This window comes from Streptomyces sp. NRRL S-350, from assembly GCF_000719705.1.
Lineage (GTDB): Bacteria > Actinomycetota > Actinomycetes > Streptomycetales > Streptomycetaceae > Kitasatospora.
In genome coordinates this window covers 18,770-34,500 of record NZ_JOHO01000077.1, presented here as the reverse complement: position 1 = coordinate 34,500, position 15,731 = coordinate 18,770, and the positions used below count along the sequence as shown (strand labels likewise).

Sequence of the window (15,731 nt, the reverse complement as noted above, 5' to 3'; positions counted from 1 at the left end):
GTGTGGGACACCCCGGGGGTGTTGTCCACGAAATTGGTGATCAGCCAGTTCAGGTTCTGTGCGGCCTGGCTCATCTGAGTCAACTCAACGCTCCTGGTGATCTGCGCCGTTGCCGTCGCTCCGGCCACCGAAACTATCGAATCCGGCCTGCTGGGCACCATGCTGGAAGCCCGTCTGGTTGGCGGCCTGCTCGGCTCCGGCCCGGCGGCCCTGCTGGATGCCCCGGCGCAGGTTCGTCAGCCGGCCGCGGACCTCCTCGGGGGCCCGGGAGACCTGGGGACCGGTCAGCGGCGAGGCCTCGGCGGTACCGGAGACCAGGTTGGCCTGCGGGGTCCGACGGGGCAGGCCCGACATGGTGACGCCGCTGGTCGAGGGCTCGCGGACCTGCTCGGCGCGGCGCCAGCGCTCGTCGTTCGCCGACAGACGCCAGGGGGCGTCGTCGGTGCCCGGCTGCGGCTGCTGGTGCTGGTGCTGGGGCTGCTGAGCCTGCTGCTGGTGCTGCTGAGCCGGCTGCTGGGCCTGCTGCTGCGGGGCCGGGCCCTCCTGGGGGAAGTCCGGCGCCGTGGTGCCCGGCCGGCGCGGCTGGTACGGCCGCGGCCGCTCCTGCCGGTCCTCGGCCTGCGGGTACCAGGGCTGCTGGCCGGCGGCCTCGGACGGGCCGGTCGGCAGTGCCATCGGCTCCTGGTACGGCAGGGGCTGGGGCTGCTGCACCTGCTGCGGGGCCTGCTCAGGGCGCATCGGCTCCGGGCGCGCCGGGTTCGGCACGTTCGGCAGCACCGGCTCGACCAGGCCGAGGCCCAACGGGTCGCGCGGGTCGATCTGGCTGGCCTCGAAGCGCGGGCGGGCGAACTGCTGGGTGCTCTCCACCGGCGCCGGCTCGGCCGACGGCAGCGGCTGGGGGAGCTGCTGGGCCTGGGGCTGCGGCTGCTGCTGGGCCTGCTGGGGCGGCAGCTGCGGCTGACGCTCACGCTGCGGGGCCTCCGGGCCGGGGCGCTGCGGACGGCGCGGGCCCTGGGCGCCGGGCCGACCGGGGGCGGTCGGGGCACCGGGGGCGGCAGGGCCGCCGGGGCCCTGGCGGCCGGGGGCGCGCTGCGGCAGGCCGTCCTGGGGACGGTTGCCCGGACGGGCACCCTGCTGCGGCGCACCGGGACCGCCGGGGCGGCCGTGCTGCGGCTGCTCGCCGGTCCGGGCACCCGGACCGCCGTCGAACTCCCCACCGGGGCGGGGCCGGTCCTGGCCCGGCTGCGGCTGGCCGGGCTGGCCGGGCTGGCCGGGCTGCGGCTGGCGGCCGCGGCGGGGCAGGCCGTTCGGGCCGCCCTGCGGCGGGCCCTGGCGGCCCGGGGCACGCTGCGGCAGGCCGCCCTGCGGCGACTGCTGCTGCTGGGGCCGCTGAGCCTGCTGCTGCGGCTGCTGCTGGGTCTGCTGCGGCTGGGCGGGCTGCTGGGGCCTGCCCTGTCGGCCCTGAGCCTGCTGGGCCTGGCCCCGCTGGCCCTGACCCGGCTGGCCCTGACCCGGCTGGCCCTGACCCGGCTGGGCCGGGGTCTCGCGCAGCGACTGGCCGACCTGCCGGGTCGGCAGTCCGCCGGGACGGCCGCCGGGCGCACCCGGACCGGCCGGAGTACCGGGGCCGGCCTGCGGGCCCGGGCCGGCCGGAGCCGCCGGACCGCCCTGGCCGAGCTGCGGGCGCCCGCCCTGCGGGGCACCGCCGGGACCGCCCTGGCCGAGCGCGGCCGGGCCGCCCTGGCGGGCGGGCGGCACCTGGCGCTGCTGGCGCGGCGTCGGGGCGACCCCGCGCTGCTGCTTGCCCTGCGCGGGGCCGGCGCGGCCGGGGCCGCGGCGGTCGCCGGAGTTGGTGACGTCCACCGGGAGCATGACCAGCGCGGTGGTGCCGCCGGAGTCGCTGGGGCGCAGCTGGATCCGGATGCCGTGGCGCAGCGACAGGCGGCCGACCACGAAGAGGCCCATGCGGCGGGAGACGGAGACGTCCACCGTCGGCGGGTTGGCGAGGCGCTCGTTGATCTCGGAGAGGTCGTCGGGGCTGAGGCCGATGCCGGTGTCGTGGATCTCGACCAGCACGCGGCCGTCCGGCAGGGCGTGGCCGGTGACCCGGACGCGGGTCTGCGGGCTGGAGAACGAGGTGGCGTTCTCCAGCAGCTCGGCGAGCAGGTGGACGAGGTCGTTGACGACGCGGCCGGCGACCTCGGCCGACGGCACGGCGGCGAGTTCGATGCGCTCGTACTGCTCCACCTCGGAGGCGGCGGCGCGGAGCACGTCGACCAGCGGGACGGGGCGGGTCCAGCGGCGGCCCGGGTCCTCGCCCGCGAGGACGAGGAGGTTCTCGCCGTTGCGGCGCATGCGGGTCGCGAGGTGGTCGAGCTTGAAGAGGTTGGCCAGCTGGTCCGGGTCCGCCTCGCGGCTCTCCAGTTCGGAGATGAGCGACAGCTGGCGCTGGATGAGGCCCTGGCTGCGGCGCGAGAGGTTGGTGAACATCGCGTTGATGTTGCCGCGCAGGAGGGCCTGCTCGGCGGCGAGGCGGACGGCCTCGCTGTGCACCATGTCGAAGGCGTGCGCCACGTGGCCGATCTCGTCGGCGGAGTCGACGGCGACCGGTTCGACCGTGGTGTCGACGTCGTGCGGGTCGCTCTCGGAGAGGGTCTTGACCAGCTCGGGCAGCCGGCGTTCGGCGACGTCCTCGGCCGCGGCCTGCAGGCGGGTCAGCGAGCGCACCATCGAGCGGGCGATCAGACCGGCGCCACCGAGGGCGACGAGCAGCACCAGGGCGACCGCGACACCGATGATCAGGGCGTCCGTGTCGGCCTGGGACTGCAGGTCCTGGGCCTTGCCGTCCAGGTTCTCGATGAGCTTGGTCTCGATCCGCCGCTCGGCGGTGATCTTGGCGCCGGCCTTCTCGTACCAGTCCTTGAAGCTGACCGGCTCGGTCTGGTGGATGCCGCCCTGGGTGAGGATCGTCTGGGAGTAGCGGTTGGCGTCGGCGACGACCCCGTTGTAGCTCAGCTGGCTGCGCAGGTTGTCGAGGTCGTGCGCGGTGTAGATGTTGTTGAAGCTGGCGATCGCGTTGTCGTACGACAGACGCAGGCGGATGCCGAAGGACTCGTCGCTCGCGCTGAGGTCGGGGCCCTTCGGGTTGGCGAGCGCGGCGCTGATCAGGGCCCGCTGCTGCGAGGTCGCGTTCTTGGCCAGCGAGAACTGCTGCAGCGCGCGGGTCGAGACGACCAGGTCCTTGTTGTTCGAGGCGAGCGCTATGTCCTGGGTGATGGACAGCAGGTCGCGGATGATCACGTCGTACGCGGTGATCGTCGACTGGATGTTCTGGTTGTTCTGGTACGGCAGGCTGCGGGTGTCCGCGATCGAGTTCAGGTCCTTGCGGATCTGCAGCAGCAGCGCCTTGCCGCCGGACAGTTCGAGGTTCTCGAACTTGTCGGAGGACGCGGTGAAGGTGCGGCTCAGGTCGTCGGTGGACTTGCGGGCGGCGACGATGTCGTCGTCCAGCGGGGCGGTCGGGTTCTGCGTGATCGGGCCGGCGCTGATGTCGCGCTCGGTCTGCAGCGCGTCCGCGAGGTTGGTCGCCTTCTTGGCCAGGTCGGACAGGTTGGCCATCTGGGCGAGTTGCTGCGAGTTCTCCAGCGAGCTCTGGATGCGCAGGCCACCGAGGACCAGCGAGACCAGGACGGGGAGGGCGAGCAGCGCGATGAGCCGGGTGCGGATGCGCCAGTTGCGCATCGCGAGCCGGTTCAGACCGGTGGCCCGGCGCCTGGTCAGGGAGGTCCGGAGCTTGTCCCGGGCGGACTTCCGGTCCTGGCCGTCGTCCTCCGGTCGGCCGACGGCCTCGGGCGTCACCGGCTCGGCCGGGCCGCCGGGCGCCGCCGCCTGTTGGGGGGCTGCCACAGGCTCGCGCGACTCCGGGTTCCCCGCGGCGCCGCTACCCCTTTTGAAACGTCCCTGCACTGGCGTCGCAACCTCTGGACCGGGCGTCCCGCCGCGTCGCCGCGGCCTGGACGGTGTCGAGTTTCCTTCCGCCCCCCGGCCGGTCCGGGAGAGCGGGTCACCGGGGTGGACCACTCCCTACCCACGGTCCGTCGCATTCCAGCACAGCCGGGGAATCCCAACAAGGGCCGCAGGTGCCGCGCGCCCGGCGCTACCGACTGCTTGTGCGACCTCACGGACTGTGCGGCAATCGGACCGGAATACCGCCTTTTTCGGACACTCGCCGGATACATGCCAACCGGACCGTAGATCGACAAGAGTCGCAGACCTTCTGGAATGCCCGTTATCTCCGGAATGTCGGAAGATTCCGGTCCGGCGATATGTCTGATATCTGACTTTTGCTCGGCATTTTGTGAGCAAAATCACAGACTAATGTGTAGCTTTGGTCACGGTCTCTGTGGAAAGAGATCTCGTAACCTGGCTGTTTCCGGCGCAGGGCCCCCATCAGCCTGCCCGGAACCGCTCCGAACCAATCGGAATCCATCAGGCCGGTGCAGATCCCGTCGCGGATCCGCCCGGCCTCGACCACGAGGTGCTCCCGATGTCCCAGGCGAAGAAGGCCACCAAGTCCACGCTGTCCTGCCGCTCCACGGCGAACCCGCGCCGGACGACGCTGGCCTCGGTCGAGGACTTCAGCACGATCCCGGGCGCCCGCAAGCCCGAGGACGTCCTCACCTACGCGACCGAGCTGCCGGCCAGCACCGCCAACCCGCGCCGCACCCAGCTGATGGTCGCCCCGGTCGTCGTGGCGGTGGACTGACCCCGGCCCGCTCCGCCGGGCCCCGGCCCGATCCACCGAGGGCGCCGCCGTCACACCCGTGCCGGCGGCGCCCTCCGGTGTTCCACCCCCAACCGCGCTGAACAGGGGCAAAGCGGTCAGCCGGGGCCCCACGCGATAGCCTGGAGGCCGATTGACGGGGCCGCGCCCACCGTGGGCGAGGCGCCCACCAGGGCCCGGGCGCGCCCCGGGCGGCCGACGAAGCGAGGGGTACCCCAGCCGTGCGCATTGCCAGGTTTTCCGTCCGGGAAGGGAGCCCTGCCGCCGGCAGCGTCTCCTTCGGCGTGGTGGAGGGCGACCCCTCCCAGCCCGAGTCGATGGTCGTCCACGCGCTGGCAGGGCACCCGTTCGGCCAGCCCCAGCCCACCGGCGAGAGCTACCGGCTCCAGGACGTCCGGCTGCTGAGCCCGATGCTCCCGAACAAGATCGTGGCGGTGGGCCGCAACTACGCGGCGCACGCGGCGGAGCTGGGCAACGAGGTGCCGGACGTCCCGCTCACCTTCTTCAAGCCGTCCACCGCCGTGGTGGGCCCGACCGAGGCCATCGCGTACCCGCCGTTCTCCTCGGACGTCCACCACGAGGCCGAACTCGCCGTGGTGATCGGCCGGATGTGCCGCGAGGTGCCGCTGGAGCGGGTGCCCGAGGTGATCCTCGGCTACACCTGCGCCAACGACGTCACCGCCCGGGACGTCCAGCAGCGCGAGGGCCAGTGGGCCCGGGCCAAGGGCTTCGACACCTCGTGCCCGCTGGGCCCGTGGATCGAGACCGACCTCGACCCGGGCGACCTCGCCGTCACCTGCACGGTCAACGGCGAGCTGCGGCAGACCGGCCGCACCTCCCTGATGGTCCGCTCGGTCGCCGAGCTGATCGTCCACGTCTCCGAGGCCATGACGCTGCTGCCCGGCGACGTCATCCTCACCGGCACGCCCGCAGGGGTGGGCCCCCTCAACGTCGGCGACGAGGTCGCCGTCTCCATCGAAGGCATCGGCACTCTCACCAACAAGGTGATCAAGCGTGGCTAACACTGACCCGGCCGTCCGGGTTCGCTTCTGTCCGTCCCCGACCGGCAACCCCCACGTGGGCCTGGTCCGCACGGCCCTCTTCAACTGGGCCTTCGCCCGCCACAACGGCGGCAAGCTGGTCTTCCGGATCGAGGACACCGACTCCGCCCGCGACTCCGAGGAGTCGTACGAGCAGCTGCTCGACGCCATGCGCTGGCTCGGCTTCGACTGGGACGAGGGCCCGGAGGTCGGCGGCCCGCACGAGCCGTACCGCCAGTCGCAGCGGATGGACGTCTACGCCGACGTCGCCCGCCGCCTGCACGAGGCCGGCCACGCCTACCACTGCTACTGCAGCACCGAGGAGCTGGACGCCCGCCGCGAGGCCGCCCGCGCGGCCGGCAAGCCCTCCGGCTACGACGGCCACTGCCGCGACCTGACGGACGACCAGGTCGCCGTCTACAAGCTGGAGAAGCGCGAGCCGATCCTGCGCTTCCGGATGCCCGACAAGACCATCTCCTTCGACGACCTGGTGCGCGGCACGCTCACCTTCGAGCCGGAGAACGTGCCGGACTACGGCATCGTCCGCGCCAACGGCGCCCCGCTGTACACCCTGGTCAACCCGGTGGACGACGCCCTGATGGGCATCACCCACGTGCTGCGCGGCGAGGACCTGCTCTCCTCCACCCCGCGGCAGGTGGCGCTGTACGCCGCGCTCGCCGAGATCGGTGTCGGCAGCGGCACCACCCCGCGCTTCGGCCACCTGCCGTACGTCATGGGCGAGGGCAACAAGAAGCTCTCCAAGCGCGACCCGCAGGCCTCGCTCAACCTGTACCGCGAGCGCGGCTTCATCCCCGAGGGCCTGCTCAACTACCTGTCCCTGCTGGGCTGGTCGCTCGCCGAGGACCGCGACCTCTTCGACATGGACGAGATGGTCGCCGCCTTCGACGTCGCCAAGGTGAACGCCAACCCGGCCCGCTTCGACCTGAAGAAGTGCGAGGCGATCAACGCCGAGCACGTCCGCAAGCTGGCCCCGGAGGACTTCGCCCGGCGCCTGGTGCCGTTCCTGCAGGCCGCCGAGCTGCTGCCGGCCGAGCCGACCGCCGAGCAGCTGGAGCTGCTCGCCAAGGTCGCGCCGCTCACCCAGGAGCGGATGGTCGTGCTGAGCGAGATCGTCAACATGGCCGGCTTCCTGTTCGTGGCGCCGGAGAAGTTCGCCCTCGACCCGGACGACGCCGCCAAGGTGCTGACCGCGGACGCCCGCCCGGTGCTGGAGGCCAGCATCAAGGCGCTGGAGGAGCTCGGGGACTTCACCCCGGAGCCGATCCAGGCCGCGCTGCGCGAGGCGCTGGTGGAGGGGCTGGGCATCAAGCCCAAGTTCGCCTTCACGCCGCTGCGGGTGGCCGTCACCGGCCGCCGGGTCTCGCCGCCGCTGTTCGAGTCCATGGAGCTGCTCGGCCGACCCGAGACGCTGCGCCGTCTGCGCGCCGCCCTGGACGCCCTGCCGGCCGCCTGAGCGGGCCGCCGAGCAGGCCGCGGGCCCGGCTCCGTGCCGGGCCCGCGGCGTACCCGGACGTCACTCGCCGGCCCTCCGGCCGCTGCCTGGGGTTATCGATTTTGGAGCCAGGGCAGACGTCGGGTAATGTTCTTTCTGCGCCGCCCGGGAGGGAACGGACGAGGGAGCGAAAACCCCCGGCCGGGACCGAACGAGAGGCGCAACGCCTGAGAAGGGCCCGACAGGGCTTCAACTCCGGTGGGGTATGGTGTAATTGGCAGCACGAGTGATTCTGGTTCATTTAGTCTAGGTTCGAGTCCTGGTACCCCAGCGCAGTACGCAGTACCGCAGTACAGATGAAGATCAAGCCCCCGTTGTGTAGCGGCCTAGCACGCTGAAAGCCCCCGTTGTGTAGCGGCCTAGCACGCTGCCCTCTCACGGCAGTAGCGCCGGTTCGAATCCGGTCGGGGGTACGGATCCCGCAAGGGATCGCCAGGAAGCCCCCGTTGTGTAGCGGCCTAGCACGCTGCCCTCTCACGGCAGTAGCGCCGGTTCGAATCCGGTCGGGGGTACCTCAAGGCAGGAAGCCGGTGGGACATCCCATCGGCCCTTGCTTTGTGTTGGGGTATGGTGTAATTGGCAGCACGAGTGATTCTGGTTCACTTAGTCTAGGTTCGAGTCCTGGTACCCCAGCCAGAAATTGGAAAGACCCCGGTGCCGGGGTCTTTTTGCTTTGTGCGGTAAATGTCGCCGAAGGGCCCCGCTCGATTCCGAGCGGGGCCCTTTCGCGTTTTCGGTGGGGGATGTCCGGTGGGGGTCGGGTGTGGGGCCGGGTGGGGGCCCCGGTCAGCTCCGGCGGAGGGCCTCGGTGAGCCGGTTCGCGGCCTCGATGATGGCCTGGGCGTGCAGGCGGCCCGGGTGGCGGGTCAGGCGCTCGATCGGGCCGGAGACCGACACGGCGGCCACCACGCGGTTGGAGGGGCCGCGGACGGGCGCGGAGACGGACGCGACGCCCGGCTCCCGCTCGCCGATCGACTGGGCCCAGCCGCGCCGCCGGACGCCGCTCAGCGCGGTGGCGGTGAAGCGGGCGCCCTGGAGGCCGCGGTGGAGCCGCTCGGGCTCCTCCCAGGCCAGCAGGACCTGGGCGGCCGAGCCGGCCTTCATCGGCAGGGTGCTGCCGACCGGGACGGTGTCCCGCAGGCCGGAGAGCCGCTCGGCGGCGGCGACGCAGATCCGCATCTCGCCCTGGCGGCGGTAGAGCTGTGCGCTCTCGCCGGTGACGTCGCGCAGGTGGGTCAGGACCGGGCCCGCGGTGGCGAGCAGTCGGTCCTCGCCCGCCGCGGCGGAGAGTTCGGACAGCCGGGGGCCGAGGATGAAGCGCCCCTGCATGTCCCTGGTGACCAGGCGGTGGTGTTCGAGTGCGACGGCGAGTCGGTGGGCCGTGGGGCGCGCCAGACCGGTGGCGGCGACCAGCCCCGCCAACGTGGCGGGGCCCGACTCCAGTGCGCTCAGCACCAGAGCGGCCTTGTCGAGAACGCCGACGCCGCTAGTGTTGTCCATGCGCTAAGACTGCAGTCTCAGTCCGCGAGACGCAAGTTCAATCTTCCGGGAAAAGCGCCACTCTGGATGCAGCAGCCCGGGAGACATCCAGGATGGGGCCACGTTCGAGTGTCCGCATCGTGGACAGCGATCCGGCGTGCAGGTCGCGCGAACGCGCCCCGCGGGGGGCGGTGCACGCTTCGACCTCGACGACACGAGAAGGCCGGCAACGCGGCCGGCTGGAGGGAATCCGATGGGACGGACACTCGCAGAGAAGGTCTGGGACGACCACGTCGTGCGGCGCGCGGAGGGCGAACCCGACCTCCTGTTCATCGACCTCCACCTGCTCCACGAGGTCACCAGCCCGCAGGCCTTCGACGGCCTGCGCCTGGCCGGCCGCCCGGTCCGCCGCACCGATCTGACGATCGCCACCGAGGACCACAACACGCCCACCCTGGACATCGACAAGCCGATCGCGGACCCGGTCTCCAAGGTGCAGCTGGAGACCCTGCGCCGCAACGCCGCCGAGTTCGGCGTCCGGATCCACTCGCTCGGCGACGTCGAGCAGGGCGTCGTGCACGTTGTCGGCCCGCAGCTGGGCCTGACCCAGCCCGGCATGACCGTGGTCTGCGGCGACTCCCACACCTCCACCCACGGCGCCTTCGGCGCGCTGGCGTTCGGCATCGGCACCAGCCAGGTCGAGCACGTGCTGGCCACCCAGACGCTGCCGCTGGCGCCGTTCCGGACCATGGCGATCACCGTCGAGGGCGAACTGCCCGAGGGCGTCACCGCCAAGGACCTCATCCTGGCCGTCATCACGAAGATCGGCACCGGCGGCGGCCAGGGCTACGTCCTGGAGTACCGCGGTTCGGCGATCCGGAGCCTGTCCATGGAGGCCCGGATGACCATCTGCAACATGTCGATCGAGGCCGGCGCCCGGGCCGGCATGATCGCCCCGGACGAGACCACCTTCGACTACCTCCAGGGCCGCCCGCACGCCCCGCAGGGCGAGGACTGGGACGCCGCCGTCGCGTACTGGAAGACCCTCGTCACCGACGAGGACGCGGTCTTCGACCACGAGATCTTCATCGACGCGACCGAGCTGAGCCCCTTCGTCACCTGGGGCACCAACCCCGGCCAGGGCGCCCCGCTGGGCGCGAACGTGCCCGACCCGGCCTCCTTCGCCGACCCGCAGGAGCGCACGGCCGCCGAGAACGCCCTGGCGTACATGGGCCTGGAGGCCGGCACCCCGCTGCGCGAGGTGAAGGTCGACGCCGTCTTCGTAGGCTCCTGCACCAACGGCCGGATCGAGGACCTGCGGGCCGCCGCCGCCGTCGTGGAGGGCCGCCGGATCGCCGACGGCGTACGGATGCTGGTGGTTCCCGGTTCCGTCCGGGTCGCCCTGCAGGCCGTCGAGGAGGGCCTGGACAAGGTGTTCACCGCGGCCGGCGCCGAGTGGCGCCACGCGGGCTGCTCGATGTGCCTGGGCATGAACTCCGACCAGCTCGCCCCCGGGGAGCGCTGCGCCTCCACCTCGAACCGCAACTTCGAGGGCCGGCAGGGCAAGGGCGGCCGCACCCACCTGGTCTCCCCGCAGGTCGCCGCCGCGACCGCCGTGCTGGGCCGACTGGCCTCGCCCGCCGACCTGACCCCCGCCGACCTGGCGCACACCGACGTCACCGTGGAGGCCTGAGCCATGGAGAAGTTCACCACCCACACCGGCCGGGCCGTCCCGCTGCGCCGGAGCAACGTGGACACCGACCAGATCATCCCCGCCCACTGGCTCAAGAAGGTCACCCGATCCGGTTTCGAGGACGGGCTCTTCGAAGCCTGGCGCAAGGACGAGTCGTTCATCCTCAACCGGCCGGAGCGGCAGGGCGCGACCGTCCTGGTGGCCGGCCCCGAGTTCGGCACCGGCTCCTCCCGCGAGCACGCCGTCTGGGCGCTGCAGAACTACGGGTTCCACGCGGTCGTCTCGTCCCGCTTCGCCGACATCTTCCGCGGCAACTCGCTGAAGAACGGCCTGCTGACGGTCGTCCTGCCGCAGGAGACCGTCGAGCGGCTCTGGGTGCTCACCGAGAGTGACCCCTCGGCCGAGATCACCGTTGACCTGGAGGCGCGCGAAGTGCGGGCCGAGGGCATCACGGCGGCCTTCGAACTGGACGACAACGTCCGGTGGCGGCTGCTCAACGGCCTGGACGACATCAGCATCACGCTGCAGAACGAGGCCGACATCGCGGCGTTCGAGGCGACCCGCCCGGCGTTCAAGCCCCGTACTCTGCCGGTCGCCTGAGTTCCCTTCAGAACAAGCATTCTGACGATCCGCCGGATGGCCCGCGCTCCCCTCGGGGGGGCCGGGCCATCCGGCGTTCCGGAGCACGAGTTAGCGCCGCGGGCCGCCCCGGATTGCCCATTTGGCTTTGCGGAAGAGGGCCCCGCGCAAGTACAACTGCGGGTAGATGGCACAATCAGTACATGCACCGGCACCATGAACCTCCGTACGCGGGCGGCGAACCCGCGGCGGAGGACTCCGGGGGCCGGCCATCCGAACGCCGAATTGACGACCGGCCGGACGCCACCTCCGCGCCAGCTGAGGGACCGGACGACCAGGAAGTCGCAGCGCTCTACGCGCTCGTGGCCGAGCGGTTGAAGCAAGCTCACGACCGCGTGCATGCGCTGAACGTGTCTGCCGATGCAAAGACCGCTCTCACCCGTCAACTCCTCATCGTCACCGAGACCGCCAAGCGCGATCTTCCGGGGGCGGCAAGGCGGTTGAGTCGCTTTGTACATGACCTCGACGAGGGGCGCCCGCCGCTCGGCTGAGGTCGCCGACGCGCAAATCCATTGCGACACTAGGGTGATTCGCGCGTTTGGTAATTGAAAGTCCGCAGATACATACCTAACGTGCGAAAAGAACGGATGGAATCATCCGGCGCCCGTTTCCGAAGGGGAAGACGTGAACAAGGCTCAGCTTGTCGAAGCGGTGGCCGAGCAGCTGGGCGGTCGCAAGGCTGCCGCAGAGGCCGTCGACGCAGTGCTCGACACCATGGTCCGTGCCGTTGTGGCCGGTGACCGGGTTTCGGTCACCGGCTTCGGCACCTTCGAGAAGGTGGAGCGCTCCGCGCGCTTCGCCCGCAACCCGCAGACCGGCGAGCGGGTCAAGGTCAAGAAGACCTCGGTGCCCCGCTTCCGGCCGGGTCAGGGCTTCAAGGACCTGGTCAGCGGCAGCAAGAAGCTGCCGAAGGAGGGCCCCTCGGTGAAGAAGGCCCCCAAGGGCTCCCTCACCCCGGGCAAGACCGGTGTGGCCGCCACCCCGGCCGCCAAGCGCGCCGCCACCAAGCGTTCCGCCACCGCCGCTGCCGCCGCCCCGGCCACCAAGAAGACGGCCGCCAAGAAGGCGACCACCACGGCTGCCGCCAAGAAGACCACGGCCACCGCCGCGAAGAAGGCGACCACCGCCAAGAAGTCCGCCGCGAAGACCACCCCGGCCGCCGCCAAGAAGACCACGGCGACCGCGACCAAGAAGACGGCGACCAGCAAGAAGGCGACCACCCCCGCCGCCGCCAAGAAGACCACGGCCACCGCCAAGAAGGCGACCGCCACGGCCAAGAAGACGGCTCCGGCGAAGAAGACCGCCACCCGCAAGACCACCGCGCGCAAGACCACCGCCAAGTAGGTCCCGCGCGACCGTCCCCGGACGGCCTTCGGCCAAGAGCCGCGGCGCCCCTTCCGCGAACTGCGGAGACGGGCGCCGCGGCTCTTTCGGTTTCCGGGCGCTTGGTCAGGATTCCGCGGCGTGCGGCCGGGCCGAACCGTCAGTGGTCGAAGGAGCCTTGCGGGCCGCCGCCGGGCGGGCGTGCGGCCGGGCCGTCAGCCCTCGGCGGGGTCGGGGAAGGTCTGCAGTGTCACGAAGACCACCCGGCGGGCCTCACCGGCGCCCTCGGTGCGGATCCGCACCCGCTGGCCGGGCCGCAGCAGGCGCAGGCCGCCGGCGTCGAAGGCGGCCGCGTCGAACGGCACCGGGCTCCCGTCGTCGAGCAGCACGGAGCCGGCCCGGGTGGCGGGGTCGAAGGTGAACGCGGTGGCCTGCATGTCAGCAGCATAGCGAGCGGGCCGGCCCGCCCGGGGCGAGGACCGCGGCCCGGACGGTTACCGGGGGCGCGGGCGGTCAGGACAGGCTCAGACGGGCGAACAGCGCGCTGGTGTACGGGCCGAGGCCGAGCGCGGCGGCCTCGCGGAGGTCCGTACCGGTGTCGACGTCCCGGCGCACCGACTCCACGTCCGCGAGGCGCAGTTCGAGCGCTCCGCCGGCCGCGTGCCGGGCCCGCGAGCCGTCCCCGAAGGCGGGGGCGAGCGGGCGGCCGGGGGTGCAGGCGAGCAGGGTGGTGCCGAGGCCGGGGGAGTCCGGGAGGAAGGCCCGGCCGTCCGGCGGCACGGCGCCGAGCACCCGGGCCAGTTCGGCCGGGCGCAGGGCCGGCAGGTCCGCCGACAGGGCGGCCAGCGGCGCCCCCGGGGCGAGCGCCAGGGCGGCCGAGGCGCCGTGCGCCAGCGCCCGGTTGAGGCCGCCGCCGGGCTCGTCGGCGACCACCGAGGCGCCCAGCGCGGCGAGCCGGGCGCCGGCGTCGGCGTCGCGGGTGACCACCAGGACCCGGCCGACGCCCGGGGCGGCCAGCGCGGCGGCGACGGTGTCGAGCGCGAACGACAGCGCCAGTTCGGCCCGGTGCGCCCCGGCGTAGGGGGCGAGTCTGCTCTTCGCCAGGGCGAGCGGCTTGAGCGGAAGCACCAGAGACCAGCCGGCAGTGGGTGCGGCGGGCACGACGGGCTCGCTGGGGCGTACGGTGTCCTGGGTCATCGGCGTCATTCTGGCGCCGGTCCCGGAGCCCTCGCCAGGCCGTCCGAGCTGTGCGGACGTGCGTTTGATCACGCCCGCCGGGCCGGCGGGCGGGGTCGCTCGACAGCCGGTGAGCGGGCGGGCGACACTGTTCCGCGCCCGCGGCCCGGGCACCGCCCGTACCGGTGCGCGGAACCGGGAGGTCAAAAGTGCGGCACTGCTCGTGCCGCCATCGGATGAGAAGGAGCTGGGGTGGCTCGCCGCTCGTACGCCAAGTTCGGCAATGCCGACTACGGCATCTGGTACCGCTTCGCGGCCGTGCTGGTGAAGCCGGTGACGACCGCCCTGGTGAAGCCCGACTGGCGGGGCTGGGAGCACATTCCGCGGGAAGGCGGTTTCATCGCCGCGGTGAACCACAATTCGATCATCGATCCGGTGATCTACGCACACTGGCAGTACAACAGTGGCCGGCCGCCGCGCATTCTCGGCAAGTCCTCGCTGTTCTCGATTCCTTTCATCGGATTCATGCTGCGCAAGACCGGTCAGATTCCGGTGTTCCGCGAGTCGACCGATGCCGCGCAGGCGTTCCGGGCCGCGATCGATGCCGTCAACGGCGGACAGTGCGTGCAGTTCTACCCGGAGGGAACGCTCACCCGGGATCCGGACCTGTGGCCGATGACCGGCAAGAGCGGCGTCGCCAGGGTCGCCCTGATGACCGGCGCGCCGGTGATCCCGGTCGCGCACTGGGGCGCGCACGAGATCATCCCGCCGTACGGGCACCCCGGCTTCGGCAAGGGCAAGTTCAACCTCTTCCCGCGCCACCGGGTGACCGTCGCCGCCGGGCCGGCGGTGGACCTGAGCAAGTACCGGGGCCAGGAGCTCACCGCCCAGGTGCTCGCCGACGCGACCGAGGACATCATGACGGCGATCACCGCCGTGCTGGCCGAGGTCCGCGGCGAGGAGCCGCCGGCCGAGCGCTACGACATGCGCAAGGCCGCCCGGGCGCGCGCCGCCGCGGCGCTGGCGGAGCGCCGGCGCGCCAAGGGCGAGCCGGTCAAGGGCACCGAGGAGGCCGGCAAGTGACCCGCTGCGCCGTGATGGGGACCGGCTCCTGGGGCACCGCGTTCGCGATGGTGCTCGCCGACGCCGGCTGCGAGGTCGTGCTCTGGGCCCGCCGCCAGGAGCTGGCGGACGCCGTCAACTCCACGCACGAGAACCCGGACTACCTGCCCGGCGTCCGGCTGCCCGACACCGTCCGGGCCACCACCGACGCCGCCGAGGCGCTGGCCGGCGCCGACTTCGCGGTGCTGGTGGTGCCCTCGCAGACGCTGCGCGACAACCTGGCCGCCTGGGCGCCGCTGATCGAGCCGCAGACCGTGCTGGTGAGCCTGATGAAGGGCATCGAACTCGGCACCGCCAAGCGGATGAGCGAGGTCATCGACGAGGTCACCAAGGTCGGCCCGGAGCGTGTCGCGGTGGTCAGCGGGCCCAACCTGGCCAAGGAGATCGCCAACCGGCAGCCTGCGGCCAGTGTCGTCGCCTGCTCCGACGAGACGGTCGCCAAGCGCCTCCAGGCCGCCTGCCACACGCCGTACTTCCGGCCGTACACCAACACCGACGTGGTGGGCTGCGAACTCGGCGGCGCCGTCAAGAACGTGATCGGCCTGGCCGTCGGCATGGCGGCCGGCATGGGCCTCGGCGACAACACCAAGGCGACGCTGATCACCCGCGGGCTGGCCGAGACCACCCGCCTCGGCGAGGTGCTGGGCGCCGACCCGCACACCTTCGCCGGGCTCGCCGGGATGGGCGACCTGGTCGCCACCTGCTCCTCGCCGCTGTCCCGCAACAACACCTTCGGCATGAACCTGGGCCGGGGCATGTCGCTCGCGGAGACCATCGCGGCCACCCGGCAGACCGCGGAGGGCGTCAAGTCCTGCGAGTCGGTGCTGGACCTGGCCCGCCGCAACGGCGTCGACATGCCCATCGTCGAGGCGGTGGTGGACGTCGTGCACAACGGGCGGCCGACCCAGGAGGCGCTGCAGGCGCTGATGTCGCGCTCGGCGAAGGCCGAGCGGCGGCGCTGAG

13 protein-coding genes, 4 tRNA genes and 1 pseudogene are annotated in these 15,731 nt (G+C 72.2%); 13 read left to right on the top strand and 5 right to left on the bottom strand.

The window, feature by feature from the left end; genetic code table 11:
- Together IF30_RS42525 and IF30_RS0136180 are read right to left on the bottom strand one after the other, a co-directional pair.
- Positions 1 to 74 (bottom strand): annotated as a pseudogene (locus IF30_RS42525) (roadblock/LC7 domain-containing protein); the annotation flags it as partial.
- 10 nt (positions 75 to 84) lie between these two features.
- Positions 85 to 3,906 carry a nitrate- and nitrite sensing domain-containing protein gene (locus tag IF30_RS0136180; RefSeq protein WP_051711958.1) on the bottom strand — a complete coding sequence of 1,274 codons (3,822 nt, stop codon included), beginning with the start codon at positions 3,904 to 3,906 and terminating at the stop codon, positions 85 to 87.
- Positions 3,907 to 4,546: 640 nt separating this feature from the next.
- On the opposite strand from IF30_RS0136180, the gene IF30_RS0136175 reads away from it, so the two are divergent.
- From IF30_RS0136175 to IF30_RS0136145, 7 genes are all read left to right on the top strand, one after another.
- On the top strand, positions 4,547 to 4,765 hold the full coding sequence (locus IF30_RS0136175; protein ID WP_030246533.1) for a hypothetical protein: 219 nt from the start codon (positions 4,547 to 4,549) through the stop codon (positions 4,763 to 4,765).
- A 239-nt stretch (positions 4,766 to 5,004) separates the two neighbouring features.
- Positions 5,005 to 5,805: a fumarylacetoacetate hydrolase family protein gene (locus tag IF30_RS0136170; protein WP_030246531.1), complete on the top strand. Its 801-nt coding sequence runs from the start codon at positions 5,005 to 5,007 to the stop codon at positions 5,803 to 5,805.
- A complete protein-coding gene (gene gltX / locus IF30_RS0136165; RefSeq protein WP_030246529.1) occupies positions 5,798 to 7,297 on the top strand; it encodes a glutamate--tRNA ligase in 1,500 nt (499 codons plus the stop codon). Before IF30_RS0136170 ends, gltX begins: the two co-directional genes overlap by 8 nt.
- A 238-nt stretch (positions 7,298 to 7,535) precedes the next feature.
- Positions 7,536 to 7,607: transfer RNA gene (locus IF30_RS0136160), tRNA-Gln, on the top strand.
- Positions 7,608 to 7,676: 69 nt separating this feature from the next.
- Positions 7,677 to 7,749 (top strand) — tRNA-Glu (locus tag IF30_RS0136155).
- A gap of 26 nt (positions 7,750 to 7,775) precedes the next feature.
- A tRNA-Glu gene (locus IF30_RS0136150) sits at positions 7,776 to 7,848 on the top strand.
- Positions 7,849 to 7,897: 49 nt separating this feature from the next.
- Positions 7,898 to 7,972, top strand: a tRNA-Gln gene (locus IF30_RS0136145).
- Between the two features lie 150 nt (positions 7,973 to 8,122).
- On the opposite strand, the gene IF30_RS0136140 is transcribed toward IF30_RS0136145, so the two are convergent.
- Positions 8,123 to 8,836, bottom strand: a complete 714-nt coding sequence (locus tag IF30_RS0136140; protein ID WP_030246527.1) for an IclR family transcriptional regulator — start codon at positions 8,834 to 8,836, stop codon at positions 8,123 to 8,125.
- 232 nt (positions 8,837 to 9,068) lie between these two features.
- Here IF30_RS0136140 and leuC point away from each other — a divergent pair, with 232 nt between their 5' ends.
- The 4 genes from leuC to IF30_RS0136125 all read left to right on the top strand — a co-directional run bounded on the left by leuC (position 9,069) and on the right by IF30_RS0136125 (position 12,491).
- A complete protein-coding gene (gene leuC, locus IF30_RS0136135; protein ID WP_030246525.1) occupies positions 9,069 to 10,508 on the top strand; it encodes a 3-isopropylmalate dehydratase large subunit in 1,440 nt (479 codons plus the stop codon).
- Positions 10,509 to 10,511: 3 nt separating this feature from the next.
- Positions 10,512 to 11,108, top strand: coding sequence for a 3-isopropylmalate dehydratase small subunit (leuD, locus tag IF30_RS0136130; RefSeq protein ID WP_030246524.1), 597 nt, complete (start codon positions 10,512 to 10,514; stop codon positions 11,106 to 11,108).
- A 182-nt stretch (positions 11,109 to 11,290) separates the two neighbouring features.
- On the top strand, positions 11,291 to 11,638 hold the full coding sequence (locus IF30_RS50890; RefSeq protein ID WP_420791195.1) for a hypothetical protein: 348 nt from the start codon (positions 11,291 to 11,293) through the stop codon (positions 11,636 to 11,638).
- 133 nt (positions 11,639 to 11,771) lie between these two features.
- Complete coding sequence (locus tag IF30_RS0136125) at positions 11,772 to 12,491, top strand: HU family DNA-binding protein (RefSeq protein WP_030246521.1); 720 nt, start codon at positions 11,772 to 11,774, stop codon at positions 12,489 to 12,491.
- A gap of 194 nt (positions 12,492 to 12,685) precedes the next feature.
- On the opposite strand, the gene IF30_RS48880 is transcribed toward IF30_RS0136125, so the two are convergent.
- Together IF30_RS48880 and cofC are read right to left on the bottom strand one after the other, a co-directional pair.
- Positions 12,686 to 12,907: a hypothetical protein gene (locus IF30_RS48880; RefSeq protein WP_030246519.1), complete on the bottom strand. Its 222-nt coding sequence runs from the start codon at positions 12,905 to 12,907 to the stop codon at positions 12,686 to 12,688.
- 76 nt (positions 12,908 to 12,983) lie between these two features.
- Positions 12,984 to 13,667, bottom strand: a complete 684-nt coding sequence (gene cofC, locus IF30_RS0136115; protein ID WP_051711956.1) for a 2-phospho-L-lactate guanylyltransferase — start codon at positions 13,665 to 13,667, stop codon at positions 12,984 to 12,986.
- Positions 13,668 to 13,898: 231 nt separating this feature from the next.
- Between cofC and IF30_RS0136110 the strand changes: the two genes are divergently transcribed.
- Both IF30_RS0136110 and IF30_RS0136105 read left to right on the top strand, forming a co-directional pair.
- Entirely contained in the window at positions 13,899 to 14,729 is an 831-nt protein-coding gene (locus IF30_RS0136110; RefSeq protein ID WP_051711954.1) for a lysophospholipid acyltransferase family protein, read from the top strand.
- The gene (locus IF30_RS0136105; protein ID WP_037902362.1) at positions 14,726 to 15,730 is read left to right on the top strand and encodes an NAD(P)H-dependent glycerol-3-phosphate dehydrogenase; all 1,005 of its coding nucleotides are present in this window, start codon (positions 14,726 to 14,728) and stop codon (positions 15,728 to 15,730) included. The genes IF30_RS0136110 and IF30_RS0136105 overlap by 4 nt, the downstream gene beginning before the upstream one ends.
- The last annotated feature ends 1 nt before the right edge of the window (position 15,731 follow it).

What these genes read in the sequence shown, in the direction of transcription:
- IF30_RS0136175 (WP_030246533.1), top strand. Translation starts at nt 4,547, where the DNA reads ATGTCCCAGGCGAAGAAGGCCACCAAGTCCACGCTGTCCTGCCGCTCC.
- IF30_RS0136140 (WP_030246527.1), bottom strand. Translation starts at nt 8,836, where the DNA reads ATGGACAACACTAGCGGCGTCGGCGTTCTCGACAAGGCCGCTCTGGTG.
- leuC (WP_030246525.1), top strand. Translation starts at nt 9,069, where the DNA reads ATGGGACGGACACTCGCAGAGAAGGTCTGGGACGACCACGTCGTGCGG.
- leuD (WP_030246524.1), top strand. Translation starts at nt 10,512, where the DNA reads ATGGAGAAGTTCACCACCCACACCGGCCGGGCCGTCCCGCTGCGCCGG.
- IF30_RS50890 (WP_420791195.1), top strand. Translation starts at nt 11,291, where the DNA reads ATGCACCGGCACCATGAACCTCCGTACGCGGGCGGCGAACCCGCGGCG.
- IF30_RS48880 (WP_030246519.1), bottom strand. Translation starts at nt 12,907, where the DNA reads ATGCAGGCCACCGCGTTCACCTTCGACCCCGCCACCCGGGCCGGCTCC.
- cofC (WP_051711956.1), bottom strand. Translation starts at nt 13,667, where the DNA reads ATGACCCAGGACACCGTACGCCCCAGCGAGCCCGTCGTGCCCGCCGCA.